Source organism: Tundrisphaera macrotermitis (assembly GCF_051175315.1).
Lineage (GTDB): Bacteria > Planctomycetota > Planctomycetia > Isosphaerales > Isosphaeraceae > Tundrisphaera.
Genome location: NZ_CP195100.1, coordinates 4559145 through 4585824 on the forward strand (window position 1 = coordinate 4559145; position 26680 = coordinate 4585824).

The following is a 26680-nucleotide window of genomic DNA, read 5'->3' on the forward strand; positions in this document are numbered from 1 at the left end:
GACATTGCTGGGTCTCGACACAGCCTTGGCGACTCACGAGCCCGGAATTCCCGGGATCGGCGATGGAGAGCGGGAGGGTGCGGGGGCAGGAGCGGCGGGTAAGGCGTCGAGGACCTTGGGGAGGTGGACCTCGGCGCCGCCGGGGCCGAAGACGACCGGGACGCCGACCTTGAGGATGTGGAGGTCCAGGTCGATCGTATCCGGGAACAGGTACTTGTGGGCCGGCTGGGCCAGGTTGAGCTGGAACCGGAACAGGGCGACGCCGGCCTTGGTGAAGATGCTGGCGTCGTCGTCCACGGACAGGGACTCGGATCCGACGATGATCCGCCAGCGGTCCTGGCGGCGGATCGTCTGCTGGCTGACGAGGTCGGTGAGGTCGGGCATCTCCATGAACCCGTACTGGATGATCGCGCAGAGGATCTTGGGGTGCGGGTGCTTGATCGCCAGCCGGTCGGATTCCTCGGAGTCGGGGGAGTTCAGCGACCGGATGTGGAGGAAGGTCAGGTCCTCGGGGACGACCATCTCGTTGGAGATGTAGGCGCTGGCCACCAGGGGCAGGGAGTCCCCCTCGCTCATGACCGGGCTGCTGGTCAGGACGAACGCGCCGATGTCGTTGAGCCGGAGCTTGCCGTGGGTGGTCCGGACCTCGCGGCCGTCGGCCTCCAGCTTGCGGCGGAGGTCCAGCAGCCAGCTCAGTTGCTTGGTCGAATACCGGCTATAAGCGTTGCGGACCTGGAGCCGGCCCCAGACCCAGTTCCTCATGACCGTGAACAGCACGGCCGCGATGATCACCGGGATATATCCCCCCTGGAAGAACTTCAGCACGTTGGCGCCGAAGAACGACAGGTCGATGGTCAGCATCAGCCCGCTGATCGGCGCCGCGATCAGGGCCGGCCAGCCCCACAAGTAGCGGGCGATCATGTAGAAGCCGATCGAGGTCACCGCCATGCAACCGGTCACGGCGATCCCGTAGGCCGCCGCCAGGTTCCCGCTGCTCCGGAACGAGATCGTCAGGGTTAAACATGCCGCCAGCAGGAGCCAGTTCACGGCCGGCATGTAGATCTGCCCCTGCATCGCCGCATTCGTGTGGACGATGCTCAGCCGGGGGAACACCCCCAGCGCGATCGCCTGCTGGGTCAGCGAGAACGCCCCGAAGATCAGCGCGATGCTGGCGATGATCGTCGCCGTGGTCGCCAGAAGCACCATCGGCAAGAGCGCCCACGACGGGACCAGGGCATAGAACAGGTTGTCCTCGGGGATCGGCGAGGGGTCCAGCAGCCGCGCCCCCTGGCCGAAGTAGTTGAGGATCAGCGCCGGATAGACCAGCCCGAACCAGGCGACGGCGATCGGCCGGTGGCCGAAGTGCCCCCGGTCGGCGAACAGGGCCTCCCCGCCGGTGATGCACAGGACCACCGCCCCCAGCACCCACACCGTGTCCGGCCCGTGGAGCCAGAACAGCCGGATCCCGTGCCGGGGGTCGACCGCCCAGAACACCTCGGGATGGTGCATCAACTGCGGGATCGCCAGCGCGATCAGGGACAGGAACCAGGCGACCATGAACAGCCCCAGCGCCGAGCCGATCCGGTCGGGCCCGAACCGCGACGCCGCGAACAGGCCGATCAGGATCAGCACGGCGATCGGCACCGTGTAGGGCTTGAACCCGGACGTGTAGACCTCCAGCCCCTCGATGGCGCTGAGCACCGAGATCGCCGGGGTGATGCCGGCCTCGCCGTAGAGCAGGGCGGCCCCCACCAGCAGCAGCACGCCCACGCCCGCCGCCATGCCCTTGGGATAATGGGACGGGTATTTGCGCAGCAGGCCGAGGAAAGCGAACGTCCCCCCCTCGCCGTGGTTGTTCACCCGCAGGACCAGCCCGACGTACTTGATCGAGATGACCAGGGTGATGGCCCAGAAGAAGAGGCTGCACGCCCCCAGGACGTTCTCATGGCTCCGTTCCAGCGGATGGTGCCCGTAGAACGTCTCCTTCATCGCATAGAGCACCGACGTGCCGATATCCCCGAAGACGATGGCGATCGCCTGGTAGGCCAGGACCCAGCGAAACTTCTCGACGTGTTGCCCCGACATTGCCGTCCTTCTCCGGTTTCGCGTGGTTCGTAACGACGACGCTACCCGCTGGACGCACCGAAGTCTATCGGTGCCCCTCGACCTCGATCGCCCCCCGCTGGCGTCGGCCTCGGGTGGACGCTATGATCCGGCATCCCGACACCCGTCAGACCCCGAGATCCGGCCGCCCATGTCGACGTTCTCGCTCGCCGCGTTCCGCGACCGCCTCGCCGCGCTCCCCCCGGACGGCCCGCGCGCGGCCGTGGATCGGGTCGACGCGATCCTGGAAGGGGCCCGCCAGGCGGGGGCGAGCGACGTCCACCTGCTGCCCACGCCGGCCGGGCTGGAGATGCGCTGGCGGGTCGACGGCGTGCTGCTCGACGCCGGGGTCATGCCCCGGTCGCTGGCGGGCAACGTGGTGGCCCGGCTCAAGGTGATGGCCGAGCTGCTGACCTACCGGAGCGACGTGCCCCAGGAGGGGCGGATCCGGGGCGACGGCGACGGCGGGGCGGGGGGGGAAGTCCGGGTCAGCACCTTCCCCAGCCTCCACGGCGAGAAGGCGGTGATCCGCCTGTTCGCGGCCTCGGGCCGGTTCCTCCGCCTGGCCGACCTCGGGCTGCCCGTCGAGGTCCGCGACGCCCTGGCCGGGGCGCTGGGGGGGACCTCGGGCGCGATCCTCCTGACCGGGCCGGCGGGCTCGGGCAAGACCACCACCATCTATGCCTGCCTCCGCGACCTGGCGGCGACCTCCCGGGGGGAGCGGAGCCTGGCGACTTTGGAAGATCCGATCGAGGTGGCCCTGGACGGCGTGAGCCAGTCGCAGGTCAACCCGTCGGCCGGGTTCGACCTGGCGTCGGGGCTCCGGTCCCTGCTCCGGCAGGATCCCGAGGTGATCGCCGTGGGGGAGATCCGCGACCGAGAGACCGCCGACGTGGCGTTCCAGGCATCCTTGACCGGCCACCTCGTCCTGAGCACGTTCCACGCCGGCAACGCCGCCGGGGCGCTGGGCCGGCTCGCGGACATGGGGATCGAGCCCTACCTGCTCCGCTCGGGGCTGGCGGCCGTCGTGTCCCAGCGCCTGGTCCGGACCCTCTGCCCGGACTGCTCGGCCGAGGGGGACGACCCCCGGACCCGGCTCGGCCTGGCGGTGGCGCGCGACCGGGTCGCGGTCGGCTGCGACGCCTGCCGGGCATCCGGCTATCGCGGCCGGATGGTTTTGGCCGAACTGCTCGAACCGGAGCCGCTCGGCCTCGGCCCGGCGATCCTCGCCCGCTCCGACGTCCGCGCCCTGGAACAGCAGGCCCGCGAGGCCGGGATGGTCGGCCTCCGGGATCGCGCCCTCGCGGCGATCGAGGCCGGGCAGACCTCCGCCGCCGAGGTCCGACGCGTCCTCGGTTTCGGCGATCGGGCAGATTCGAGTCGGCCGGGGCTGGACAGCTCCTGACAGTTGTCTTAGAATCCCACGACAGACGTCAAAGAGGTCTATCGAGGGAGGGCTGACCTTGGCCACGGGGGAGATTCCCACACCGGGGCGGGTGTCGCTGGAGCACCTGATCGCCCTGAACGACGAGATCGCGGCCCTGATCCGGGCGGGCATCCCCCTGGAGCGGGGGCTGGTCGAGGCCGGGGGGGACGTCGGAGGGCGGCTGGGCGCCCTGGAGCGGGCGATCGGCGAGCGGGCCGGGCGGGGCGAGGCGTTGCCGGAGGCCCTGGCGGCCGCGGGCGGCGGGATGCCCGACCTGTACCGGGCGATCGTCACGGCCGGGTTGCGGTCGGGGCACCTGGCCCGGGCCCTGGAGGGCCTGGCCACGCACGCCCGGGGGGTGGCGGAGGCCCGCCGCCTGGTCGGCCAGGCGATGCTCTATCCCTTGATGATCCTGGGGCTGGCCTACGCCCTGTTCCTCGGGTTCGTGTGGCAGATCGCCCCCCGGTTCGTGGCGGCCTTCACGGCGTTGGGGTTGCCGCCGTTCGCCCCTCTGCTCTGGTTCGAGCGGATCGGCCGGTCGGTGGCCCTCTGGGGGCCGATCCTGCCGGCGGCCTTCGTCGTGCTGGGCCTGGCCTGGCTGGCGTCGGGGCGGTCGAGGTCGCTCGACCCGGGCCGGGGCGTGGCGTTCGCCCGCCGGATCCCCGGAGTCGGGCCGATGCTGGCCCAGGCCCGCAACGCCAATTTCGCCGACCTGCTCGCCTTGCTGGTGGAGCACGACGTCCCTCTGGTCGAGGGGATCCCCCTGGCGGCCGACGCCTCGGGCGACCCCGCCCTCCGCCGCGAGGCGCGGGCCCTGGCCGATCGCCTGGCGGCGGGCGACGTGGCGGCGGGCCGGGGAGGCCGGGGCGGGGCGATCCCGCCTTTGCTGGACTGGATGCTCCGGGCCGGCACCCGCCAGGCGACCCTGGCCCCGGCGCTGCGGCACGCGGCCGTCTCGTATCGACGCAAGGCGATGTGGCGGGCCGGCCTGCTGCGGACGGCCCTGCCGGTCGTCCTGCTGCTGGGGATCGGGGCGGTGGCGGTGCTGGTGTATGGCCTTCTGATGTTCATCCCCCTGAGCACGATGCTCCGAGAACTCGGGCAGCCGACGAACTGACGGGAGGCGAGGCCGTGGCGGACAAGGCGGAGGAAGGGCAGGGCGATCGCGGGTCGGCCTCGACGCGCGACGCCGTGGAGCTGGCCGAGCACCTGGCGACGCTGGCCCGGTCGGGGCTGCCATTGCCGGCGGGGCTCCGGGCGGTCGGGGACGAGATCGACGCCGGTCCCCTGCGGACGATCCTCCGGGGCACGGCCGACCGGCTCGACCGGGGGGAAGGCCTGGGCGAGGCGCTGGCCATCGAGGGGACCCGGTTCCCGAAGCCGGTGCGGGCGCTGGTCGAGGCCGGCGTCCGGTCGGGGCGGCTGGCCGACCTGCTGGCGGAGTTCGTCCGCCACGCCAACCTCGGCCGGGAGCTGCGCCAGGAGACCTGGGCGGCGGTGGCCTATCCCCTGTTCCTGCTGGCCGCCCTGATGGCCATCCTGGGCGTGGCCTGCCGGCTGTCGTCCGCGGCCCTGGGCGGGCTGGTCAACATGGTCCGGGATTTCGGCCTGCAGATGCCGGCCCAGAATGTGTTGGTCCTGGGGATCGCCCGCTGGGTGTCCGAGTGGGGGCCGACCGCCCTCATCATTGCCATCGGGCTGCTCACTTCGGGGGGGATCGCGATCCGCCTGGTGATGCCCCCGGCCGCACGAAGGCAGTGGACCACCCGGATTCCTTTGATCGGGCCGGTGCTCCGTTTCTCGGCCGTGGCCGAATTCTGCCACATGCTGGCCCTGCTGGTCGACGCCGGGGTGCCGTTGCCCGAGGCCCTGCGGATGGCCGGGGCGAGCGTCCACGACGCCGACCTCGCCGACCACTGCGGCCGGATGGCCCGCGAGGTCGAGTCCGGGCGTCCCCTGGCCGATGCGGTCCGGGTCTGGCCGGCGATCCCGGCCGGGCTGGGCCAGGTGTTCCGCTGGGGGGAAGGGCGGGGGGCCTTGCCCGAGGCGCTCCACCTGGCCGGGGACCTGTTCGAGGCCCGGGCCCGGTCCCAGGCGTCCTACGCCAACGGGGCATTCCTGGCGATCCTGCTCCTGCTGATCGCCAACGGGCTGGGGTTCGCGGTCCTGCTCCTGTTCCACCCGATCCAGTTGATTTCCCGGCTGTCCGGCGGGATCACCCTGCTTTTCTGAGGAGGCCGCGACCCCGATGGGATGGCACCCTGACCAACCTCCGAAGCCGGGCGACGCCGGGCCTATGCCGGGCGATCTGGCCGGCCCGGTGCCCGCCGGCCGCCGGTTCGGGCTCCGGCACCTGATGATCCTGATCATCGGGTTCGCCGCGGTGTTCCTGCTGGCCCGGAACTACGCCGCGTCGATGAACGCGACCGACGGGGTGCTCCTGGCGCTCGGGAGCGCGGCGTTGTTCGCGGCGATGGGCGCGTGGATCGTGGCCAGCTTCGAGGGGATGGCGATCTGGGGCTGGGGCCTGGTCGTCATCGCCTACATGATCGGGACGTTCGCGATCTTCAGCGTCTTCGCCATCCTGTCCTGGCCGATCCTGATCGGGGTGATCATCTCGATCGCGGCCCGGAAAAGGGCGACCGAGCAGGACGCGCTGGCCGGGGTGATGGCGATCGCCGCCGGGCGGGGCATGCCGCTGTCGCCGGGGGTCGCCGCCTTCGCCGAGCAATCGTCGGGGGCGTCGCGGCGCTGGGCCCGGGCGCTGACGACCCTGCTGGACCAGGGGTGGCCCGTGGCCGAGGCGGTCGAGGCCCTGCCCAACACCGTATCGAGGCCGGCTGCCGTCCTGATCCGGGTCGGCTCCGAGGTCGGCGCCCTGGGCCCGGCGTTGCGCACGGCCGTCGAGCTGCGCGGCGTGCGGCTCCCGATCCTCCGGGTGGTGGGGGGCCGGCTCGCCTACCTCGCCTGGCTCGGCGCGATCGGCCAGTCGGTCGTCGCCTTCCTCCTCTATTTCATCACGCCCAAGCTCGAAGCGATCTTCAAGGACTTCGGGATCGCCCTGCCCGAGACCACGACCTTCGTGCTCCGTGCCGGGCATTTCCTGGGCACTTACAGCCTCGTCATCCTGCTGGCGGAGTTGCTGATCGGTGCCTTCCTGATCTCGGAGATCACCGGCCGGGGACCGGGGATCGGCTCGCCGATCGCCCGGCTGTCGAGGCGACGGCATGCGGCGCTGATCCTCCGGGCGTTGGCCCTGGCCGTCGACGCCGGGCAGCCGCTGGAGCCGACCCTGGCCACGCTGGCCGGGACCTATCCGTCGCGGCCGATCCGCAAGCGGCTGGCCGCCGCGAACCGGGACATGGCCGGGGGCGAGCCCTGGACCGACGCCCTGCGCGACCGGGGCCTGATCACCGGGTCCGAGGCCGGCGTGCTGGCCGCGGCCGGGCGGGCGGGCAACCTCGGCTGGGCGCTCCGCGAGATGGCCACCATCGGCGAACGGCGATGGGCCCAACGCATCCAGGCCTGGACACAGGTCGCCTTCTTCTTCGCGCTGCTCGGGGCGGGCGGCGTGGTCCTCCTGATCGCCCTGGCGTACTTCTTCCCCCTGATCCAACTGATTTCGAGGATGGGCGGATGATCGCGGGACCATCAAGACTCCCGGACCGAAGGCGCCGGGGGTTCGGCCTGGTGGAGATGACGGCCACCGCCGTCATGCTCGTGGCGGCCATGACCATCACCGTGCAACTGGTCGGCTGGGTGGCCGCCGAACGGCGGTCGGTCGCCCGCCGGGAGCGGGCGCTGCTGGAGGCCGCCAACCTCCTGGAACGGCTCGCCGCCCGGCCGTGGGACGACCTGACCCCCGACGCGGCGAAGGCCCTCACCCTGTCCGACGCCACCCGGGCCGCGCTGCCGGGGGCCGCGCTCTCGATCGAGGTCGCCCCGGCCGGGGCGCCCGAGGCGAAACGGATCACCGTGGCGATCACCTGGCGGGACCGGTCGGGGTCGGCCGAGGCGCCGGCCCGGCTGGTCGGCTGGGCCCACCGACGCGGGGGGGCGAAATGACGACGAGAACGAAACCGAAGGGCGGCTATGCCCTGGTCGAGCTGCTGGTCGTGATGACCCTGCTGGCCATCCTGCTCGGCCTGTGCGTCGGGACCCTCCACCTCCTGATGCGGCTGGATCGGTCGGGGCAGGACGCCGGCGCCGAGGCGTCCGACCTGTTCCGCCTGGCCCGCGCCTTCCGGGCCGACGCCCACGCGGCCCGGGATCCCGAGCCCCCCGCCGCCTCGGCCGAGCGGTTCGCGTTCGCCACGGCGGACGGCCGCTCGGTCGAGTACGCGGCCCGGCCCGGGGACATCCTGCGGACGGCCCGGCAAGGGGACCGCATCGTCGGCCGCGACACCTTCCGCCGGCCGCCCGGCGGGCCGGTCGCCTTCGCGGTCGATCGGCCCGAAGGCTCGGCGCCGATCGTGGTCCTCCGGATCGGCCGGCCGCCCGGCGGGCCGGGCTGGGGGCAGGCCATCGAGGCCGAATATGGCAAGGACCGCCGCCGGTCCGGGAGCGCCCAATGACCGCCCATCGATCGAGACGCGGCCTGGTGTCGGCGGTCGTCCTGGTCACCCTGCTGGTGATCGGCATCATCGGCGCCGGCCTGCTCCGGGCCGCCCTGTCCCGGAGGGGCGAGGCGATGGCCGAGGAGCGGAAGCTCCAGGCCGAGTCGCTGGCCGAGGCGGGCCTGGGCCGGGCCGCCGCCCGGCTGGACGCCGACCCCAACTTCGCGGGCGAGACCTGGGATGTCCCCGCCTCCGACCTCGGGGGCCGGGGCGCCGGCCGGGTCGCGATCCGGGTCGAGCCGATCGCCGACGCGCCCAACCGCCGCACCGTCTCGGTGCAGGCCGAATATCCCGCCGGATCGACGTACCGGGCCCGCCGGTCGCGATCCGCCGCCATCGAACTCCGTCCCACCCCAGCCGCCGAGGAGACCCGGCCATGACCCGTCCCCCGCGACCGTCGCGCGGTTTCACCCTGATCGAGCTGCTGGTGGTGATCGCGATCATCGCCGTCCTGATCGCCCTGCTGTTGCCCGCCGTGCAGGCGGCGCGCGAGGCGGCCCGCCGCGCTCAGTGCGTCAACAACCTGATGCAGATCGGCATCGCCGCCAAGGGCTACGAGACCGCCCATGAGGTCCTGCCCTCCGGCGTGGTCAACCCGACCGGGCCGATCAGCAACACCCCGGCCGGCTACCATTTCTCGTGGGTCACCCAGCTCTTGCCCTACCTGGACGCCCGGCCCGTCGATCGCAACCTGAACCGGTCGGTGGGGGTCTACCAGGCCGAGAACGCCACGGCCCGCGCCGTGATGCTGGCGGTCCTGCTCTGCCCGTCGGATCCCGGCCCGAGCCGGTTCGTCCCGGCCAACCCCGGGGCGACGGATTCCGCCGACCCGGCCCTGAACAACTACGTCGGCGTCCACCACGACCGCGAGGCCCCGATCGACGCGAACAACAACGGCGTCTTCTTCCTCAACAGCCACGTCCGCTACGAGGATATCGAGGACGGGATGTCGCACACCCTGTTCTTCGGCGAGGCGGCCCGCGAGGCGTCGGCGCTGGGCTGGGCGTCGGGCACCCGGGCCACGCTCCGCAACGCCGGGTGGGCGATCAACGGGCGGAAAGGGGCCTTCGGCACGACGGGCGGCCCGCTGCCGGGGATGTTCCCCGCCGACATCGACGCGGGCGCCCCCGCGCCGGCCAATCCCCCCGCCGCGCCGACGGACCCGGTGGGCGGGTTCGCCAGCCCGCACCCGGGCGGGTCGAACTTCGGCTTCGGCGACGGCTCGGTCCGGTTCCTCAAGAACACGGTCAAGCCCTCCGTCTTCCGGTCGCTGGCCAATCGCTCCGACGGCGGGCTCGTGAGCTCCGACGCCTACTGATCCGGGAGGACGCCCGCCATGTGCCCGAAGCCCCACCGCCGCGCCTTCACCCTGATCGAGCTGATGGTGGTCATCGCCGTGATCGCCGTCCTGATCTCGCTGCTGCTGCCCGCCGTCCAGGCCTCCCGCGAGCAGGCCCGCCGGGTCCAGTGCATCAACAATCTGGTCCAGCTCGGGCTGGCGATCCATGCTTATGAGGACACCCATCGGGTCCTGCCCCTGGGGACCACCTCCGCGACCGGGGCGATCGACGAGGGGAAGGCCGGCGACCACTTCGGCTGGGCCGTGCGGATCCTCCCCTTCATGGAGGAGAAGGCCGTCTATCAGAACCTCAACTTCCACCTCCTCGTCGAGTCCCCGGGCAACGACACCGCGCGGGAGGTCCGCATGAACGCCTTCGCCTGCCCCTCGGAGAGCTACGGCTGGGGGCCGGGATTCGGGATCGCCCCGGCGACGAACAACGCCCTGAGCAGCTACGCCGCCTGCCACAACGACGAGGAGGCCCCGTTCTCCGCCGCCAACCGGGGCTCCTTCGTCCTCAACGCCCCGATCCGCTACGACGACATCGAGGACGGGCTGGGCTCGACGATCTTCCTGGGGGAGAAGAAGCTCATCGCCAATGAGAGGGGCTGGGCGTCGGGCACCTCGGCCACGCTCCGCAACACCGGGTCGCCGCTCAACGCCCCGTCGCCCGAGCTGACCCTCGCCGAGGTCGAGGAACCGGCCGAGGCCGCCCCCGGCCCCGAGACCGATCCCGACCCCAACATCGACACCGCCCCCCGATTCCCCGAACCGTTGTTCCGGCCCGCGAAGATCGGCGGGTTCAGCGGCTGGCACCCGAACGGGGCGAACTTCGGCTTCGGCGACGGCTCGGTGCGGTACATCAAGAACTCGATCGACGCGAGGGTGTACCGCGCCCTCGGAGGCCGCGCCGACGGCCATCTCCTGGGCTCGGACCAGTTCTGATCGCGGGGGTTTCTCATCAGATCCGGAGGGGCCTCCCGCCCCCCGGGACGCCGCCCGCCCCCCATTCCGGCCGCCGCCCCTCCCGGCGCGCATCGGGAGGACGCCGATCGGGCCGGGATTTCGCCCCGGGCCGGGCGGACGGCCCCGGATCGGGCCTCCGATGGCGTGCCGACGGCGCGGGCAAGTCGGCCTCGGGGAGCCCGTCGGGGCCGGGGAAATTCGGACCCACCGCCGCCGGGTCGACCGCCGGGGCCTCCGCCTCGGCGGCCCCAACCTCCTGCATCGCCTTGAGTTCCTTCAACGCCCGATAGAGCCCGCGCTCGGCGGCCGCCTCGTACTTGCGGGCCAGGGTCGCCTGCGGCGAGGGGTCGAACAGGGCGCGGCGGCCGGCGTCGGCGCGGTCGGCGGCGATCCGGTCGAGGGGCAGTCCGGGCCGGAGGGCTTCCAGGGCGGCCACCTGCGCGTCGATCCATTCCGCGAGCCGGTCGCGGGCCCAGGCCTGGCGGGCGTCGGGGTCCAGGCCGGCCCCCTCATGCTCGGCCAACGCGCCCAGGCTGCCCCAGCAGGCGTGGACCAGGGGCTCGACCTCGTGCGCCGGGATGGCCCCGGGGCGACGGCCCATCAGGTTTTCGATCCTGTGCCAGTGGCCGCCGTTCCAGCGGACCCGGGCCGGGTCCTGGAGGTCGGCCTTGATCCCGTTCCAGGCCGCGACCAGCCAGTCGACCCCCTCGGGCACCGCCTTGAGCCGCCGGACCACGGTGGCGGGCGCCTCGCGGAGGTCGTCGGCCAGCTCGTCGACGTAGGTGCGCCGTTCCTCGTCGTGGACCTCCTCGGCCACCCGGATCTTGCGGGCGAGCATCGCCGCCTCGTGCTCCGCCGCGCGATCCAGCCGCACCGCCATCACCGCCGCCCGCCGGGCCAGGTCGCGCCCGACCTCCCCCTCGGCCTTCAGCTCCCGCTCGTACGCCGCGAACTTCCCCGCGACGGCCGCCTCATCCTCCACCGGCAGCACGATCCCCCGCCCGGTCAGCCCATGCTTGAGCGCCGCCCGGCGACAGATCGCCTTCCCCTCCTCCGTCTTCGGCCCCGTACTCCTGGCCGCATTCCTCCGGTTCGCTTCGATCTTGGCGGGGCTGCACGGCATCTCGGGTCGACCTCGGCACGATGAACGTCAAGGATGGCCCCTCGCCGCCCATCGCGCCGCCGGACCATCTGATAGATTCCGTTTTGCGAGGCCCCGTTAGCACACTTTCTGCCGAAGCCGCCCATTTTCCCCGATCGACCCACGCCAAGAGGACCGGGTGGCCCCCTCTAAATCGATCTGTCCCCTTTGATTTGTTGCGGGAGGTGAGGAGCAGGACCAGGCGAAAGATCGCCAAATCGTTATCGGAAGAGCATATAAAATATTCCGGTATTTTTATTGACAGCTGAAATCTCCGGCTTTATTTTGAATTCTCTTCAAACAAATAAACTGTTATCGAGGAAAGGCGATCATGAATCGTCAGGGAAACTCCACGCAAACCCCTATAATAACGATGCTATCAACGGTATTGGCTATTGGCTTCGGTTCCGGATGCGAGACGAAAAGCAATCTCTATGCAAGATATCATGATGCAGGAATATTGATTGCGGACACACACGGCGTCGTCTTTCATAACTTCAGACTGAGAAATGACAGCGACGACGCAATAACAATCAACAATATCAACAAATCATGCGGATGCACAGAAGCCATCCTCGACAAGATGGAGATACCTCCCGGCGAGGTGGCTACGCTAAGAGTGAGTGTGTCCGCGGCGAATCCAAAGGAAGAGACGTTGCAAGTCATGCTGGACACCAGCGATCCGAAAGAAAAGCAAAAGAGATTCGCTTTAAAGTACAAAGTGATTTCAAAACACATAATCACGCCGAACAAAATTGAAATTTCCGAAGATGATTTTAATGGCAAGGAAGCTTGCACAAGAAAAATCAAAATACGAACAAACTACCTTGCTAACGAAGTAAGCAATGACGATGGAAGGCTGATACTAACAGAAGAATCGGGTGAGAGTTGTACCATCGACGGTATTGAGGAGCTTCCGAGCGAGTTTGATGGAAAATTCACAACAAGGGTTCAAGAAGTCACTATCCGAATCGGGAAAGTCGCACTCGATAAAGACCATTTACGCCAATTCCCCCTTGCATTGAGCAGGGATAGTTCGCCACTGGGAATTTTGGTCATGGAACTTGCAATAAGCGATAGATACCAACTCACCCCGAGTGCGATCAACTTCGAAACAATGGATGTTCGGCATGATATCGATTCGGACGAGAAAAAATTCGTCCTGAGAATCAGCAAGGGTAACGCAAGTCTTATCGAACTGGAAGAGGCTCGAGGTTTACTTGAAATCAAGGAGATCTCAAGAGACGTATCGGATAATGGCAGTACCATTATTAAATATTCGGCGAAATTGCCGGCCAAGTCCATTAGAAAGCTGAGGACAAAGGGACCGACAACGGGACATATACGGATCAAACAAATGGGCGACACAGGGCCAAAATTGCGATGGGCATGTTACATCGGGGAGGGAGATGAGAAGGCAAGCGAATAACAGGTCGCATCCCTTACTAAACCGAAGCAAAATAATAGCATCGGATTATAGCAGAAGCTCAGCTTTGAGAGATAGGAGCTGATCTTCTGCCACAACCCGACCGCCGCAAATGGCGAGAAAGAGAGGTTAGGAATGCGTATTCGGAGCATTGCAGCTGCGTGCAGTCTGACTCTGGTGATTCTGGCGACTTTGGCTACCGCAGTACCGGCACAATGGACTGGATATCCTGATTTCCAGTGTTTGTACGGGTATCCAGGATGTTCAGACGATGGAATATGCCAGACCGTTTCGGGTCAGTGCACGGACCAACAAGGAAAAGTATGGAATTACCAACGCAAAAGAAACACTTCGTTCTACACGGGAGGTTGCATGGTCAACGACGGTTATTCTTGCCAGCAGGCCTCTAAGAATGGATGTATCACTGCGTATTACCCTGGACCCACCTGCACGGGGGCAGCGGTATGCATGATACCAGGTCCGCCCAGCACGGAATGTAAAATCGGCGTACCCTGATTCACTCAGCAGACCAAGCCAATAACCGATTTCGAGTTGAACACTCGATGTTCAACCATCAAGGGCCGATAGACGGGCTACCCGCATCGGCCCTGATATCCTGTTAAGTTGTTGAAAATCAGTCGACCCCTCAGAAGTCCAACCAGGAGGATTATAGGATGTTACAAATCGTTGGCTTGCAGGTTATTATGTACCTGGTTGCTCAGCAGGGACCCAATAAGGATGCAAATTACCTGGAAACCGTATTTAAATCCAATTTTGATCTCGTTGAACGAGGAGCATTCAAATTTTCTGCATTGTACGGGATAGCTGAATCCTATGATGACGCAGCGAGGGCCAAGTTAGATCGCGAGGTTAAAGGATCGGGATTTTATGCCTTCGATGAAAAAAACGTGGTTTATAAAATTCATTATGAAAAAGACGATGTTTTATCAACAACGGGTTCTCTTCCTGGTTTGCAAACCTCAGTTGAACTAGTTAACGCGCAAATCTTGACCGACAGGACAGGAACTTGCCTGGATTTAGCCACGACTGTCGACAAGGAGAAGAATCTCGTGAGAAGCTCGGTGGAGATTTTCGAAGATAAAGACCAGCAACTATTCCTGACTTGGCTGAACTTCTTGATGCCTTACGGTTTCAATGGATCAAGCACGGAACTCTTATGCGACTTGCAAAGTGTTAACAATGGGGCAGCATCGATAATTGAATCCAGCATCAAGGCTGATCAATCTGGGGCTGGCAATAAAACGATAGCAATTCGATATGACGGCGGATTTCAAAGGGACTTCATGATCGATTTATTGAAGGGCGGAATCCCTATTTTCATGGAGGAGAAAGACGTTACCGGGCAAATCATCAACATGGTCGCTTTTGACGATATCAGGAAGGTGCAAGATAGGGTTTGGATTCCCTTCAAGAAGATTTCGTATAATCCAATCAAGAAAACCGCCCGAATACTTGTCCTGGAGGAAATCGACATAGAAAAGAACCCCAAACAAGAAGTCTTCAGCCTCCATTTCGACGAAAAATACAATATTCCAAATAGAACAAAGAGCGTCGTTTACTACGGCTTAGATAATTTTTCCTTTAAGAATAATTTCTCTACTCCTGTATCAACGAGACCCTTGAACATAAAACAGAATCAGCCCTCATCATCGGCCGGCCCGATCATGCCTGGCGAGATGAAAACCACACGATGGACTTCGACGTTAGTTGCCGCGACTATTGGGATTATCTGCCTGGTGGCGTTCGCTTTTCATCGATGGAACAGGAGAAGAGCATGAGGCACGGCCGAGGCTTTACCCTGATCGAATTGGTTGTAACATGCGGCGTTATTTCCATTCTGATTGCTCTCCTCCTTCCCGCCGTCAGTGCATCCAGAGAAGTGGGAAGGAGAATGGCATGCATGAACAACCTAAGGCAGTTAGGGCTGGCGTTATCCGGATACTCCTCGCTGAACGATTATTATCCACCAATTAATTGTGATACGGATTTGGTTGGGAAGTCATCCGGCAGGAAGCCTTCCGCCCACATTTTCAGCGTATTCGCCAGGATTCTGCCACAGCTTGAGCAAGGATCGTTACACAATACCTTGAATTTTAGTCCCGTCCCAGACATGCCTGACGGATTACACCAAAATTTAACATGCATGATGCAATCGGTGGGTTTATTCCTATGCCCTTCAGACCCGCAAGCTTCAGTCAATGGTTATGGAAGGGTCAATTACAGAGCTAACATTGGTCCGACAGTCAGATTTGCACCGTCGTCATCACAACCGATTACATACAGTGGCCCGACTTCCTCCCACCGAGTGTACCGAGCGGCTGACTTCACGGACGGACTTTCCAATACCGTCGGCATTTCTGAACGGGTGCAAGGAGACTGGGACCCGTCTGCTTTCACAGCAAAGGGGGATTATTTGCTTCTTGGAGTTGCGCATCCGGTTCAGGAACCTCCCATTCAATCTATCTTGTCGATGTGCGGAAGCCAATCGCCATCCTCAGATATGGAATCGAGAGGGGGCGAAAGCTGGTTCTTATCTGGATACCATTTTAGCAACTACAATCACATCACTCCCCCAAACTCGACAACGAAAGCGTGCACTTTTGACGATAGCAAAGAGCCACTTCATGCTCGGACAATCCATTCTGGAAATTTCCCTGCAACAAGTTATCATGCGGGGGGGGTTAATGTCTCCGCAATGGATGGTTCTGTGCATTTCGTCAAGGACAATGTCAAATTAGAGGTATGGAAGGCCCTAGCAACGAAAAACATGAATGACAGCGCATACTACGAATGGTGACAACTTAAACGTATTCCACGCATATAATTATCGCCGGGTGTCAGGGGTTTCCGCGAAGCGGATCCCGGTCGGTGGATCGTCATAAGGAGCGATCGGTAGTGGGGCGCCTGGGTCGGCTGCGCCGAAACCCCTGCCACCCGGGGGCGACGATGGCGGTCGAAGGCCGGGGTTGCGGTTGCGCCGCAATGCCCCGGCCACCCGACGGATCGTCCCCGGCTCGATCCCCATCCCGCCACTCGGCACGAGGCAGGAAGGCCACCCCGACGGCGGGCCTCAGCGGGGAGGGGGGACGTCGCCCACCCTGAGCCTGTAGATCGCATAATCCTTGTTTTCATGGACGACCTGGAGGCCCTCCGCGGGGGGCTTCCGCGAGTCCGGGGCGGCCCGCTCGACGACGATCAGCAGCGTCTTCCCCGACCAGGCCTCCAGCAGCTTTCCTTCGCCGAGGAATGCGGCGACTTCCTGCTTTCGCGTGCCGACGTCGGGCGTGTTGTATTGATGCCCGACCCACGACCGCAACGGGGTATAGACCGTGCCGAGGTAGCCGAGGTCGGGATCGCTCGTCAGCAGGATCGAGCCCCGATTCTCCCCGCGGCGGAGATACGCGAAGACATCCTTCTGGGTTTCCGTCACGGTGAACCCCTGGGCCTTCGCGCCGGTCATGGCCGCATACGGGAACTGGGCCAGCCACAGGGCATTGTCGAGGACCAGCGTCGCCATCACCAGGCCGGTCGCCGCGACCCGGACGAAAGGCCGCCGGAGTTGCAGATAGGCCAGGAGGTCGACCAGCGGGGTCGCCCCCATGAAAAAGAGCGCCGTCCAGATATATCCCCGCTCGAAGTGCAGCGGCTGGATCGAGCGGATGGCGAACTCGTGATTCGCCAGGGTGAACGCCACGACGAACCAGGTGAGGAAAAGGCGATTGCGGGGATGCGAGAAGAACCGCAACGCGATGTCGCTGCGGCGGAAAGACCAGAAGGCCAGGCTCCCGACCAGGGCATAAGCGGGAAGGAAATTCACCGCCTGCAGTTCCCAGGCGATCTTCCAGGTTTCCATCAACTGGCGATGTTCGGCGAAGCGGGTCAGATAGATCAGGTAATAGCCGAAGTGGACGCCCAGGAGCCCCAGGATTGCGATCAGGAAGCGCAACGGGACCGCCTTGCTCCGGACGTAGAAGAGTTCCAGGGCCGCCCAGGAGGCCAGGATCAGGAGCAGTTCCACCCCCGTGAAGGGGTGGCTGAGCGAGGTGAGGAAGGCCAGGGCAGCCCCCGCCATGAACCGCTGGCGGAGGAGGCACAGGATGCTACCGAAGAAGAACGCGTGGTAGAGCGATTCGGTCGGGTAGATCAGATTCCGGCCGAAGTTGAGGAACCACCAGCCGTTCTCGGGGTCGAACCGGAAGATATCCGTGATCGTGCGCTGCCTCGCCAGGGAATAGCCGATCCCGGCCAGCGCGAGCAGGCCGCCGCCCCAGAAGAAGGCCAGGAGCCCCAGCCGTCGGGGCCAGTCGCCGAGCCCGACGATCTCCGCATACAGGGCGAGGGCCACCCGGGCGCAGGCCCAGGCCGCCAGGATCTCGAAGCCGATGATCAGGAAGCCGGGGTCCGCGCCGGTCGCGTGGAGGATCATCCCCAGCATCAGGCTCATCGGCTGGACGTAGATGGCCGGCGCCTCGTATCGCGGGTCGAACGGGTTGCTGTAGAAGAACTGGAACCGGCCGTTGTCGAAATGCTCCCGCGCATTCGCCATGTAATACGGCATGTCGTACTGGATGAACCCGGTCGGCAGCCGGCCGGGGGCGGTCATGAAGTGCGAGGCATACGGCAGGAAAAACGGGGCCGCCAGCAACAGGCTGGCCAGCCAGAGCCGCGGTTCGCGGGACGGCATCCGGGGCGCGGGCGATCCATCTTCCGGCGTGATCTTGTTGTCCAGCATCGAATCCCATCAATCCCAGGAGTGCCGACGACCCGCCCGAACCTCGGGCCCAGGCCGAATGCGGCCCCATGATAAATCCTCATATTGGGGGGCGATACCGGGCACCGCCCGGAGAAACCGCGAGCCGGCCCGACGCCATCCACGACGCGGCGGACGATCGCGAGTCGCCCATCGGGATCCTCGCCGACTTCCCGGTGGTCGGACACCGAGACCCCCGACATTCGGACGCAAGGGTTCTGACGAACGGAAGTTTCGCGCGAAGGCGGGGGATCTGCACCCTCCCGGGATGATGGTATGGCCTGCCACCCGGGTCGGGACGTCCGAGGAGGGGTTCCTGATCCCGCTGAGAGGCGACGGAACCCAGCAGTCCCCGACCACGTTGGAGGATCCGTCGGTCCTGTCGACGCTGGCCGAGGTGTTCAACGCCGGTCAGGACGATGAAGCGATCGACCCGGAACGCGAGAAGCTCAAGGTGTGGGACGGCCAGTTCCCCCGGTTCTACTTGGGCGGCGGCCCGGGCGGGCGGATCAGGCCAGATCCTCCAGGGCCGCGGCCCGCTCGTCGTCGCCGTGGTTGCGGAAGATCTTCGCGGCCCGCTCGACGCAGCAGCGGCAGTGATAGGCCGACGGGTCGACGTCCCGGAGGAGGTCGTAGGCCTCGCGGCCGTTGCCGAGGTCGTGGTGGAGGCAGGCCAGGGTGATCCGGTAGAGGGCGACCTCGGGCGCGATCTCGTGGGCGCGGGCGACCATCGGCAGCATGGCGCGGGGTGGCCGCCCCATCCGTCGCAGGTAGAACGCCACGCCATAATGGGCCTGGTGGTAGTTCGGGTCGCGGCGGAGGAGTTCCAGGCAGGTGTTCAGCGCCTCCTCATCCTCGCCCATGCTCCCCAGGCCCGAGGCGATGTTGGGCAGGAGGTCGGTCGGGCACGCCCGGTCGCGCGAAAGGGCGCAGTAGATTTCGCAGGCGAGCCCGTCGTGGCCGGACCGGGCATAGCACTCGGCCAGGGCGCAGCGCGAGGCCGGCGCCAGCGGGACCAGGGCGCTGGCGGTCTCCAGGGCCTCCAGGGCGCCGGGCATCCGGCCCAGCTTGTGTCGCAACAGCCCGCAGAGCTGCCAGAGCTGGCCGTCCGACGGCTCGTCCAGGACCGCCACCCCGGCCAGGTCGGCCGCATCCTCATAGCGCCCATGACGGGCCAGTTCCAGGCATCGATCCAGCTGGCTGTGGTGGGAGAGCATCGGACATCCCTACAATTTGAAATTGAGATTCAATCTCAAAACAGATTGGCAATTCCTCGACCTGGTGTCAAGACGGCCGGCACCCGGGGTGGTCGATGCTCGGCGGGACTTGCGGGGGCGGGCGACGGGACGTACAGTGATTCCGAGGCATGCGGCCGAACCATCGGCCGGGTAACGGCCTGCGCCCATCCATCATTCTTCGATCCGGATCTCCTCTGCATGGCTCATGATACGGTGATCGCCGACGCGACGGTGGTCGGCCCCGACGGCCCGCGCGTCCGGGACGTTGGGATCCGGGGCGAGGTGATCGCCGAGGTCGGCGAGGGGTTGGATCGGAAGGGGGCCGGGGAGGTCGTCGACGGGTCGGGGCTCTTGCTGATCCCGGGCGGGGTGGACGTCCATGTCCACCTGGAACTGCCGTTCTGCGGCACCGTGTCCAGCGACGATTGGCGGTCCGGCACCCGCGCCGCGGCGAGGGGGGGCGTGACCACCGTGATCGACTTTGCCATCCCCTATGGCGAGGAATCGCTGGCCGACGCCTTCCGCAACTGGTCGGACCGGGCCGGGCCCAAGGCGTGCATCGACTACGCCTTCCACATGGCCATCACCGACTGGGACCGCCACGGCCCCGAGATGGCCGCGATGGTCGCGCAGGGCTGCCCGACCTTCAAGGAGTTCATGATCTACGCGGCCGAAGGCTGGCAGTCCGACGACCGCGCGATCTTCAACACCCTGGAACGGTGCAAGGAGTTGGGGGCCATGCTCCTGGTCCACGCCGAGTCCAGCCGCGTGCTCGACGGGCTGATCGCCCGCCACCACACCCCCGAGCTGATGGCCGAGCACGGGGCGAAGCTGCACGCGATCACTCGCCCGAACTTCATCGAGGCCGAGGCGATCCAGAGGGCCATCGCCTGGTCCGAGGCGACCGGGGGCCGGCTCTACATCGTCCACATGTCCACCGCCGAGGGGGCGGATCTCGTCAAGCAGGCGCAGGCCCGGGGCGTGCCCGTGGTGGCCGAAACCTGCGCCCAGTACCTCGTTTTGGACGACTCCGCGTTCGAAGGACCCGACGGCCACCTGTTCGCCTGCTGCCCGCAGGTCAAGACGAAGGCCGACCAGGAACGCCTCTGGCGGGGTCTGGTCGACGGCGAGGTGTCGGCGGTATCCACCGACACCTGCACGTTCACCCGCGAGCAGAAGGGGATGTGGGGCGGCGACTGGACCAGGATCCCGATGGGGATGCCCGGCCTGGAGACCCTCCTGCCGATCGTCTACACCCACGGCGTCCGCGCCGGGCGGCTCCACCTGGAGGAGTTCGTCGAGGTGTGTTGCACGAACCCGGCGAAGCTGATGGGCCTCTATCCCCGCAAGGGGGTCATCGCCCCCGGCAGCGACGCCGACCTGGTGCTGATCGACCCGGAAAAGACCATCACGGTCGACCACGCCAAAATGGCCACCAACGCCGACTGGAGCCCCTACCAGGGCTGGGAGCTGGGCGGGTTCGCCCGCACCACCTGGAGCCGGGGCCGCAAGGTCGTCGACGACTATGCGTTCGTCGGCGAGGACGGCAGGGGCCGGTGGCTCCCTCGGCGGTTGGATGCCCCGGCCTCTTCGTGATCGGAGACGACGCATGCCCCGCGCCGGCGAGTGGTCCAGCCCCGAAGCGCTCGCCGAGCGGTTCCGCGAGATCCAGCCCCCTCTGGGCGTGGACGAGGCGATGGCCGAGGCGGCCCGCTGCCTGTACTGCTTCGACGCCCCGTGCACCCGCGCCTGCCCGACGGCGATCGACGTGCCCCGGTTCATCCGCCAGATCCTCCACCGCGACGAGGCCGGCGCCGGGCGGACGATCCTCGATCGCAACATCCTCGGCGGCAGCTGCGCCCGCGCCTGCCCGACCGAGGTCCTGTGCGAAGGGGCCTGCGTCGACCTCGCCCTGATGGCCGCCCCGATCCCGATCGGCCGCTTGCAGCGGTTCGCCTGCGACGCCCTGATGGGCGAGATCGGCGATGCCCCCATCTTCGAGCCCGGACCGCCCACCGGGCGGCGGGTCGCCATCGTCGGCTCGGGCCCGGCCGGCCTGAGCTGCGCCCACGAGTTGCGGAGGCTGGGGCACGACGTGGTCGTGTTCGAGGCCCGATCCGTCCCCGGCGGGTTGGATAGCCTGGGGATCGCCTCCTACAAGATCTCGACCGACTATGCCCTCAACGAGATCGACCGGATCCGCCGGATCGGCATCGACATTCATCTGGATTCGCCGGTGTCGGCCGAGGGGGTCCGCGACCTGCTGGCCGGGTACGACGCGGTGTTCCTGGGCATCGGCCTGGGCCGGACCCGGGCGCTGGGCGTCGAGGGGGAAGGGCTGGACGGCGTCTGGGAGGCGCTCGACTTCATCTTCCAGACCCATGAGAAGGCCCTGAGCGACTGCACGATCGGCCGGCACGTCCTGGTTTTGGGGGCGGGCAACACGGCGATCGACGTGGCCACCGCCACCCGCCGCCTGGGGGCCGAGACGGTGACGATCGCCTATCGCCGCGACGAATCGACCATGCCGGCGTTCGCCTTCGAGTACGACCTGGCCAAACGCGACGGCGTCCGGTTCGCCTGGAACGTCCGGCCGGTCCGGTTCGTGGGGGAAGGGGGGTCGGTGCGCGGGGTCGAGTTCGCCTCGCCCGATGGATCAACCTCCATCCTCCCGGCCGACCTGGTGGTCAAGGCGTTCGGCCAGGAGCCGTTGCGGGATCTGGTCGCCGCGTTGCCGGGCCTGGCCCACCGGGAAGGGCGGATCGTGGCCGCCCCCGCCACCGGGCAGACCTCGATCCCCGGCCTGTTCGCCGGGGGCGACTGCCTGCGCCGGGGGGGCGAGGTGGTCGACGCGGTGCGCGACGGCCGCGACGCCGCCCTCGGCATCGATGCTTACGTCGGGTCATTCCCCTTGCGTGCCCGAGGTTGAACCGTGCCCGACCTGTCCTCGCGGTTCTGCGGGATCGCGTCCCCCAACCCGTTCTGGCTCGCCTCGGCACCGCCGACCAACTCCGAGTACCAGGTCCGCCGCGCCTTCGACGCCGGGTGGGGCGGCGCGGTCTGGAAGACGCTGGGGCACGAGCCGATCGTCAACGTCTCGTCGCGCTACGGGGCGATCGACCACGAGGGCCGCAAGGTCATCGGCCTGAACAACATCGAGCTGATCACCGACCGCCCGCTCGCGGTCAACCTCGCGGAGATCGCCCGCACCAAGAAGGCCCACCCCAGGCACGCCCTGATCGTCTCCTTGATGGTCGAGTCCAACCGCGAGGCGTGGCACGACATCACCAAGCAAACCCAGGACGCCGGCGCCGACGGGATCGAATTGAACTTCGGCTGCCCCCACGGCATGAGCGAGCGCGGGATGGGATCGGCGGTCGGCCAGGTGCCCGAGTATGCCGAGATGATCACCGGATGGGTCAAGGAGGTGGCCACCATCCCGGTCATCGTCAAGCTGACGCCCAACGTGGCCGACGTCCGGCCCGTCGCCCGCGCGGCGGTGCGGGGCGGGGCCGATGGGCTGTCCCTGATCAACACGATCAATTCGGTCATGGGCGTGGACCTGGAAACGCTGGCCCCCAAGCCCTCGGTGGGCGGCCTGGGCACCCACGGCGGCTACTGCGGCCCGGCCGTGCGGCCGATCGCCCTGAACATGGTCGCGGCGCTGGCCAACGACCCCGCCATCACCGTCCCGATCAGCGGCATCGGCGGCGTCGGCACCTGGCAGGACGCCGCCGAGTTCTTCCTGCTGGGGGCCTCGTCGGTGCAGGCCTGCACGGCGGTCATGCACCACGGCTTCCGGATCATCGACGGGCTGGTGGACGGCCTCTCCGCCTGGATGCGCCGGAAAGGCTTCGACCGCCTCGACGACTTCATCGGCCTGTCCTCCCCCCGGCTCCGGACCTGGGGCGACCTCGACCTCAACCACAAGGTCGTCGCCGAGATCGACCAGGCCAAATGCATCCACTGCGGCCTCTGCTACATCGCCTGCGAGGACGGCTGCCACCAGTCGATCCGCTGGGACAAGCAGCCCTTCGCCGACTTCGTGGCCGCCACCGGCGTTTCACCGACCGTCTCGGGCGGCATGACGACCATGCCCGGCGCCGGCGGGGGCATGGTCAATCTCTTCACCATCAAGCCGGACACCTGCGTCGGCTGCAACATGTGCAGCCTGGTCTGCCCGGTCTCCGGCTGCATCACCATGAAGCCCGTCGACACCGGCCGCCCGCCGATGTCCTGGAACCAGTACCAGGCCCGCCTCGCCGCCGGCACCGTCGAGCCGATCCGCCCGCCCGAGCACGCGTGACCTGTGAGGCCAGCCGTCCTGGAATGCGAGGTCGGACGCAGATCCGCGGGCCGGCCGGGCCGGGTTCAGATCGACGAATCCACACAGTACGGAGGCTTCCCATGCGTCGGTTTTCGCGAAACATGCCCCCGGCCCTTTCGAGGCCGATGACCTGGCCTGGCGTTGTCGTGCTGTCGTGCTTCGGGGCGGCCCTACTCACCGCAATCGTCGTCTACTGCCCGCTCATCCTGGCACTCTTCGGCGTGGTCGCCCTCGTGAGCTTCGGCATCAACTCGGGTCAGGATCAACGCCTGGCGACGCTCGCCGCGAGCCGGCGAGGGGAGTCGATCTGCACGTTCGCCCGATCGTTCGACCGTCGCGCGACCGACCCCTGGATCATCCGCGCCGTCTTCGAGGAGTTGCAGCCCTACTGTCGGTTCGGGCGGGGGGTCCTGCCGTTGAGGGCCACCGACGAGTTGGGCGGCCTCCTCGGCGTCGACTGCGAGGATCTGGATTGGTTGGTGTACGATATGGCCTTTCGCGCGGGGCGCTCTCTGGATGGTTATGAGCACAACCCCCAGTGCGGGCGGATCGAGACCGTCGCGGATCTGGTCCGGTTCCTGATGCATCAACCGAAGCGGTCGGCCGCCTGACTCCGGGGCCGGGTTCGCGGCCGACCTTGGTTCTTCACTTCGCCGGCAGAGGGCGGACGGTGACTTCCTTGAAGTAGACGACCGAGTCCTTGTCGTGGTTCTGGAGGCCGATGTAGCCCGAGGTGGGCCGTGGGCCGCGGGCGGGGTCGCCCTCGCCGGACTTGTCGGGGGCGTCGGCCTTGAGTTCGGAGGCGTCGAAGTCGGCGACCGGGGTGCCGTTGATCGCGGTGGAGATGCGCTGGCCCTTGAGGGTGACTTCCAGGGTGTTCCACTCGCCGGGCTTGGCGGGCTGGGCCTTGGCGTCGGCGAAGGTGTAGACCGAGCCGGTGCCCCGGGCCGACTTGCCGCCGTCGGCGATCTGGACCTCGAAGCCGTGGTGGACGGCGTACCAGGGCTCAGTCGGCTTCTCGGCGATCCGGACGTAGAGGCCCGAGTTCGACCGGGGCGTGCCGAGCTTGTAGACGACCCGGATCACGCAGTCCGCCATCTTCTCGCCCGAGAAGAACAGCAGGCCGAGCCCGCCCTCGGTCTTGAGCTGGCCATCCTCGACCACGAACCGCCCCGGGCCGACGTGCTCCCAACCGCTCAGGGTCTTGCCGTCGAACAGGGCCTTCCCCTCGGACGGGGCCTGTGCGGAGGCCGTCGCCCCGCAGGCGATCAGGAGGGACAGGGCGGCGGCGACGTTCCGGGCTCGACGAATCATCACGAGGGCCTCGCTCAATCGGTGGGGTAGGCGTTCGGCCCGAGCCTAACGCGCGAGGGCGGGGCGATCAACCGGCGGGCGGCGTCCGCATTCACCGGGCTGTGCCGGGGTAGAAGAACGGAGGATCGGGGCTGACGGACGCCCAGGGACGCCACATCGCCCGGCGATATTTCCGGGCCAGCCTCGCATACTCTTCCACGATCTGGGGGCCATAGTTCGCCGCGATGCTTCGCGGGTCGCCGCGATGCCTGGCCGCCATCTCCCGCCATCGACGCTCGTCCGCCTCGTAGGTCCTCGCGAGACGGGAGTAGTTGAACCATCGGAGCGCCATCGGCGCACCGCCGAACAGCAACGCCACGACTCCCACCGCGATCATCAGCGTCCGGACGCGAAATCGGGGCAGTCGCATGGGCCGAGGCATGAGCGTGACCTTGATGGATTCGTCAGTTCAATGTTGCCTTCACATCAAGCGTCGCACGCCGATCGACACCGTGGCGAGACCTCAGTAATTTTCGGCATTGGCCAGGCACGCACCATCCGGCCGCAGCGAACAATCCTCGGGCAAGCCGCATCTCATCGATTTGGCCATCAACCAAGAAATGCAGGCAATCACGCCAGTTGGGCCGCATACGCGAGGACGGCCAGCAGGTCATCCCGCTCCAGATCCTCGTCATCGGCGAGGATCTCCTCGTGCGTCATCCCGGAACTGAGGAAGTCGAGCCGCATCCCGACCGGATAGCGTAGGCCGCGGACGCAAGGCTTTCCGTGGCAGAGGGCCGGGTCGATGGTGATGCGGGCGAGGAGAGGATTCACAACAGTGCCTCCTATCGTATGCGGCGTCACGCGATCCTCTCGGCAACGCCGGTGCCGGCGGTCGGCGCGGGCAGCGGCCTCCCGTCCCTGCGGGCGATCTCGACCCATTCCTCGACGATCTCGCAGAGCTCGCGATAAACCTCGACCTCGTCGGGGCCGTGGCAGCACGGGCCGATGATGCCGGGGCACTGTCCCACGAAAGCCCCATCCTCCTCCGACCATTCGACCACTTTCACATACTTCGCGGCGTCGGTCATGACTGGGCCTCCTCGATCGCCCGCCGGACTTCCCGCTCCTGATACGGCCTGGCGTGGTCACCGGCCTTTCCGGAGAGCGTCTCTCGGCCCCCTCGCGGATGGGTGAAATTGCGATGACTTCCTTGCCACCCCGATCGATGAAGCCTGCCCGCTCCAGGTCGCCGATCAACTCGCGTACCTTTCGTGGCATGGACGCTCACCTATTTCGGATCATCGGACGAATTCCATCGCGGGACGCCTGAACAGATCTGCTCCGCATGGTCCTTGCCCGGCGGCTTGGGGAAGCCGGCATCGGCATAGTGCTCTCTCATCAAAGAAAGAATCGCCGGGCTGTAAACCAGCTTCAACCGAAAATTCTCAAGGTGCCTTGCCGGCATGTGAAGGCAGACGTAACGATGGGTTTTGCGTTGCTGGCCGACGACCGTCACCGTATCACAATTACCCCAGAACGCATCGATGACATAGACCTTGGCCCCGCCACGGAAATGCTTCGCCCCATTGCGTTGCTCGGCCCCGCCCGGCCCCTTGCGGCAGGTTTCCTTGACGTTGGCGACGGCCGCCCAGAGTTCCACGGGTGGGATGGCTTCGCCATCGTTCGCGACGCCCGGCGATGAACCACCCCATCGCTTGATGTGCCACTTGATGCCGAGCAAGGCGGCAAGCACACGCCGGGCCTTGATCATGGGCCATGCCCTCACGCCGGCACCGCGAACAGGCCGATCACGCCGTCCGGCACGGCCTCGCCGTGTTCGACCCGGTCGGCGAGGGCTCGGAGCCCGAGGGCCTGCACGCGGGCGATCGCCTCGGCCGTCGTGTCGCCATACGCCATGACGCCGGGGAGGTCGGGGATCTCGGCCAGCCAGCGGCCATCGTCTTCCTGCTCGACCTCGATGGGGAAAGGCAAGGGCATGGATGGCCTCCGGTTTCAAGGTTCGCATCCGGA

At 66.7% G+C, this 26680-nt stretch carries 26 protein-coding genes; 16 read left to right on the top strand and 10 right to left on the bottom strand.

Going from position 1 to position 26680, the window contains the following annotated elements; all coding sequences use genetic code 11:
* Positions 1-33 precede the first annotated feature (33 nt).
* A complete protein-coding gene (locus tag TA3x_RS18385; protein ID WP_435016117.1) occupies positions 34-2085 on the bottom strand; it encodes a KUP/HAK/KT family potassium transporter in 2052 nt (683 codons plus the stop codon).
* A gap of 169 nt (positions 2086-2254) precedes the next feature.
* Here TA3x_RS18385 and TA3x_RS18390 point away from each other — a divergent pair, with 169 nt between their 5' ends.
* Genes TA3x_RS18390 through TA3x_RS18430 form a run of 9 tightly spaced genes read left to right on the top strand, consistent with a single transcriptional unit; the run spans position 2255 to position 10429 of the window.
* Positions 2255-3508 carry a GspE/PulE family protein gene (locus TA3x_RS18390; RefSeq protein ID WP_435016118.1) on the top strand — a complete coding sequence of 418 codons (1254 nt, stop codon included), beginning with the start codon at positions 2255-2257 and terminating at the stop codon, positions 3506-3508.
* Positions 3509-3566: 58 nt separating this feature from the next.
* Positions 3567-4646, top strand: coding sequence for a type II secretion system F family protein (locus TA3x_RS18395; RefSeq protein WP_435016119.1), 1080 nt, complete (start codon positions 3567-3569; stop codon positions 4644-4646).
* Between the two features lie 14 nt (positions 4647-4660).
* The gene (locus tag TA3x_RS18400; RefSeq protein ID WP_435016120.1) at positions 4661-5761 is read left to right on the top strand and encodes a type II secretion system F family protein; all 1101 of its coding nucleotides are present in this window, start codon (positions 4661-4663) and stop codon (positions 5759-5761) included.
* A 16-nt stretch (positions 5762-5777) separates the two neighbouring features.
* Positions 5778-7169: a type II secretion system F family protein gene (locus TA3x_RS18405; RefSeq protein WP_435016121.1), complete on the top strand. Its 1392-nt coding sequence runs from the start codon at positions 5778-5780 to the stop codon at positions 7167-7169.
* The gene (locus TA3x_RS18410) at positions 7166-7594 is read left to right on the top strand and encodes a type IV pilus modification PilV family protein (protein ID WP_435016122.1); all 429 of its coding nucleotides are present in this window, start codon (positions 7166-7168) and stop codon (positions 7592-7594) included. The genes TA3x_RS18405 and TA3x_RS18410 overlap by 4 nt, the downstream gene beginning before the upstream one ends.
* Complete coding sequence (locus tag TA3x_RS18415; protein WP_435016123.1) at positions 7591-8103, top strand: pilus assembly FimT family protein; 513 nt, start codon at positions 7591-7593, stop codon at positions 8101-8103. The genes TA3x_RS18410 and TA3x_RS18415 overlap by 4 nt, the downstream gene beginning before the upstream one ends.
* On the top strand, positions 8100-8525 hold the full coding sequence (locus TA3x_RS18420) for a hypothetical protein (protein WP_435016124.1): 426 nt from the start codon (positions 8100-8102) through the stop codon (positions 8523-8525). Before TA3x_RS18415 ends, TA3x_RS18420 begins: the two co-directional genes overlap by 4 nt.
* A complete protein-coding gene (locus TA3x_RS18425; protein ID WP_435016125.1) occupies positions 8522-9463 on the top strand; it encodes a DUF1559 domain-containing protein in 942 nt (313 codons plus the stop codon). Before TA3x_RS18420 ends, TA3x_RS18425 begins: the two co-directional genes overlap by 4 nt.
* 18 nt (positions 9464-9481) lie before the next feature.
* Positions 9482-10429 (top strand): DUF1559 domain-containing protein, encoded by a 948-nt coding sequence (locus tag TA3x_RS18430; RefSeq protein WP_435016126.1) that lies wholly within the window; start codon positions 9482-9484, stop codon positions 10427-10429.
* A gap of 16 nt (positions 10430-10445) precedes the next feature.
* Here the strand turns inward: TA3x_RS18430 and TA3x_RS18435 are convergent, their stop codons facing one another.
* Positions 10446-11573, bottom strand: coding sequence for a hypothetical protein (locus TA3x_RS18435; protein WP_435016127.1), 1128 nt, complete (start codon positions 11571-11573; stop codon positions 10446-10448).
* A gap of 349 nt (positions 11574-11922) precedes the next feature.
* Between TA3x_RS18435 and TA3x_RS18440 the strand changes: the two genes are divergently transcribed.
* The 3 genes from TA3x_RS18440 to TA3x_RS18450 all read left to right on the top strand — a co-directional run bounded on the left by TA3x_RS18440 (position 11923) and on the right by TA3x_RS18450 (position 15835).
* Complete coding sequence (locus tag TA3x_RS18440) at positions 11923-13020, top strand: DUF1573 domain-containing protein (protein ID WP_435016128.1); 1098 nt, start codon at positions 11923-11925, stop codon at positions 13018-13020.
* A gap of 671 nt (positions 13021-13691) precedes the next feature.
* Positions 13692-14816, top strand: a complete 1125-nt coding sequence (locus TA3x_RS18445) for a hypothetical protein (RefSeq protein ID WP_435016129.1) — start codon at positions 13692-13694, stop codon at positions 14814-14816.
* A complete protein-coding gene (locus TA3x_RS18450; protein ID WP_435016130.1) occupies positions 14813-15835 on the top strand; it encodes a DUF1559 domain-containing protein in 1023 nt (340 codons plus the stop codon). The genes TA3x_RS18445 and TA3x_RS18450 overlap by 4 nt, the downstream gene beginning before the upstream one ends.
* A gap of 273 nt (positions 15836-16108) precedes the next feature.
* Here the strand turns inward: TA3x_RS18450 and TA3x_RS18455 are convergent, their stop codons facing one another.
* Positions 16109-17770, bottom strand: a complete 1662-nt coding sequence (locus tag TA3x_RS18455) for a hypothetical protein (protein ID WP_435016131.1) — start codon at positions 17768-17770, stop codon at positions 16109-16111.
* A gap of 527 nt (positions 17771-18297) precedes the next feature.
* Complete coding sequence (locus TA3x_RS18460; RefSeq protein ID WP_435016132.1) at positions 18298-19005, bottom strand: tetratricopeptide repeat protein; 708 nt, start codon at positions 19003-19005, stop codon at positions 18298-18300.
* Positions 19006-19224: 219 nt separating this feature from the next.
* Here TA3x_RS18460 and hydA point away from each other — a divergent pair, with 219 nt between their 5' ends.
* The 4 genes from hydA to TA3x_RS18480 all read left to right on the top strand — a co-directional run bounded on the left by hydA (position 19225) and on the right by TA3x_RS18480 (position 23964).
* On the top strand, positions 19225-20622 hold the full coding sequence (hydA, locus tag TA3x_RS18465; RefSeq protein ID WP_435016133.1) for a dihydropyrimidinase: 1398 nt from the start codon (positions 19225-19227) through the stop codon (positions 20620-20622).
* A 13-nt stretch (positions 20623-20635) separates the two neighbouring features.
* Positions 20636-21955, top strand: a complete 1320-nt coding sequence (locus TA3x_RS18470; RefSeq protein WP_435016134.1) for an NAD(P)-dependent oxidoreductase — start codon at positions 20636-20638, stop codon at positions 21953-21955.
* A gap of 3 nt (positions 21956-21958) precedes the next feature.
* A complete protein-coding gene (preA, locus tag TA3x_RS18475) occupies positions 21959-23332 on the top strand; it encodes an NAD-dependent dihydropyrimidine dehydrogenase subunit PreA (protein ID WP_435016135.1) in 1374 nt (457 codons plus the stop codon).
* Between the two features lie 146 nt (positions 23333-23478).
* The gene (locus TA3x_RS18480; RefSeq protein ID WP_435016136.1) at positions 23479-23964 is read left to right on the top strand and encodes a hypothetical protein; all 486 of its coding nucleotides are present in this window, start codon (positions 23479-23481) and stop codon (positions 23962-23964) included.
* A gap of 34 nt (positions 23965-23998) precedes the next feature.
* On the opposite strand, the gene TA3x_RS18485 is transcribed toward TA3x_RS18480, so the two are convergent.
* From TA3x_RS18485 to TA3x_RS18510, 6 genes are all read right to left on the bottom strand, one after another.
* Entirely contained in the window at positions 23999-24667 is a 669-nt protein-coding gene (locus TA3x_RS18485; RefSeq protein ID WP_435016137.1) for a 3-keto-disaccharide hydrolase, read from the bottom strand.
* A gap of 91 nt (positions 24668-24758) precedes the next feature.
* Entirely contained in the window at positions 24759-25088 is a 330-nt protein-coding gene (locus tag TA3x_RS18490) for a hypothetical protein (RefSeq protein WP_435016138.1), read from the bottom strand.
* Between the two features lie 188 nt (positions 25089-25276).
* Positions 25277-25480, bottom strand: a complete 204-nt coding sequence (locus TA3x_RS18495) for a DUF433 domain-containing protein (RefSeq protein ID WP_435016139.1) — start codon at positions 25478-25480, stop codon at positions 25277-25279.
* A 26-nt stretch (positions 25481-25506) separates the two neighbouring features.
* Positions 25507-25737, bottom strand: a complete 231-nt coding sequence (locus tag TA3x_RS18500) for a hypothetical protein (RefSeq protein WP_435016140.1) — start codon at positions 25735-25737, stop codon at positions 25507-25509.
* 200 nt (positions 25738-25937) lie between these two features.
* Positions 25938-26420 (bottom strand): hypothetical protein, encoded by a 483-nt coding sequence (locus TA3x_RS18505; protein ID WP_435016141.1) that lies wholly within the window; start codon positions 26418-26420, stop codon positions 25938-25940.
* 11 nt (positions 26421-26431) lie between these two features.
* Entirely contained in the window at positions 26432-26647 is a 216-nt protein-coding gene (locus TA3x_RS18510) for a type II toxin-antitoxin system HicB family antitoxin (protein ID WP_435016142.1), read from the bottom strand.
* Positions 26648-26680 lie beyond the last annotated feature (33 nt).

Excerpts from the sequence above, each read along its gene's own strand:
- TA3x_RS18485 (WP_435016137.1), bottom strand. The coding sequence starts at position 24,667 with ATGATTCGTCGAGCCCGGAACGTCGCCGCCGCCCTGTCCCTCCTGATC.
- TA3x_RS18385 (WP_435016117.1), bottom strand. The coding sequence starts at position 2,085 with ATGTCGGGGCAACACGTCGAGAAGTTTCGCTGGGTCCTGGCCTACCAG.
- TA3x_RS18500 (WP_435016140.1), bottom strand. The coding sequence starts at position 25,737 with ATGACCGACGCCGCGAAGTATGTGAAAGTGGTCGAATGGTCGGAGGAG.
- TA3x_RS18440 (WP_435016128.1), top strand. The coding sequence starts at position 11,923 with ATGAATCGTCAGGGAAACTCCACGCAAACCCCTATAATAACGATGCTA.
- TA3x_RS18405 (WP_435016121.1), top strand. The coding sequence starts at position 5,778 with ATGGGATGGCACCCTGACCAACCTCCGAAGCCGGGCGACGCCGGGCCT.
- TA3x_RS18410 (WP_435016122.1), top strand. The coding sequence starts at position 7,166 with ATGATCGCGGGACCATCAAGACTCCCGGACCGAAGGCGCCGGGGGTTC.
- TA3x_RS18460 (WP_435016132.1), bottom strand. The coding sequence starts at position 19,005 with ATGCTCTCCCACCACAGCCAGCTGGATCGATGCCTGGAACTGGCCCGT.
- TA3x_RS18480 (WP_435016136.1), top strand. The coding sequence starts at position 23,479 with ATGACCTGGCCTGGCGTTGTCGTGCTGTCGTGCTTCGGGGCGGCCCTA.
- TA3x_RS18425 (WP_435016125.1), top strand. The coding sequence starts at position 8,522 with ATGACCCGTCCCCCGCGACCGTCGCGCGGTTTCACCCTGATCGAGCTG.
- TA3x_RS18455 (WP_435016131.1), bottom strand. The coding sequence starts at position 17,770 with ATGCTGGACAACAAGATCACGCCGGAAGATGGATCGCCCGCGCCCCGG.
- hydA (WP_435016133.1), top strand. The coding sequence starts at position 19,225 with ATGGCTCATGATACGGTGATCGCCGACGCGACGGTGGTCGGCCCCGAC.
- TA3x_RS18510 (WP_435016142.1), bottom strand. The coding sequence starts at position 26,647 with ATGCCCTTGCCTTTCCCCATCGAGGTCGAGCAGGAAGACGATGGCCGC.
- TA3x_RS18415 (WP_435016123.1), top strand. The coding sequence starts at position 7,591 with ATGACGACGAGAACGAAACCGAAGGGCGGCTATGCCCTGGTCGAGCTG.
- TA3x_RS18445 (WP_435016129.1), top strand. The coding sequence starts at position 13,692 with ATGTTACAAATCGTTGGCTTGCAGGTTATTATGTACCTGGTTGCTCAG.
- TA3x_RS18490 (WP_435016138.1), bottom strand. The coding sequence starts at position 25,088 with ATGCCTCGGCCCATGCGACTGCCCCGATTTCGCGTCCGGACGCTGATG.
- TA3x_RS18390 (WP_435016118.1), top strand. The coding sequence starts at position 2,255 with ATGTCGACGTTCTCGCTCGCCGCGTTCCGCGACCGCCTCGCCGCGCTC.
- TA3x_RS18420 (WP_435016124.1), top strand. The coding sequence starts at position 8,100 with ATGACCGCCCATCGATCGAGACGCGGCCTGGTGTCGGCGGTCGTCCTG.
- TA3x_RS18435 (WP_435016127.1), bottom strand. The coding sequence starts at position 11,573 with ATGCCGTGCAGCCCCGCCAAGATCGAAGCGAACCGGAGGAATGCGGCC.
- TA3x_RS18505 (WP_435016141.1), bottom strand. The coding sequence starts at position 26,420 with ATGATCAAGGCCCGGCGTGTGCTTGCCGCCTTGCTCGGCATCAAGTGG.
- TA3x_RS18430 (WP_435016126.1), top strand. The coding sequence starts at position 9,482 with ATGTGCCCGAAGCCCCACCGCCGCGCCTTCACCCTGATCGAGCTGATG.
- TA3x_RS18450 (WP_435016130.1), top strand. The coding sequence starts at position 14,813 with ATGAGGCACGGCCGAGGCTTTACCCTGATCGAATTGGTTGTAACATGC.
- TA3x_RS18470 (WP_435016134.1), top strand. The coding sequence starts at position 20,636 with ATGCCCCGCGCCGGCGAGTGGTCCAGCCCCGAAGCGCTCGCCGAGCGG.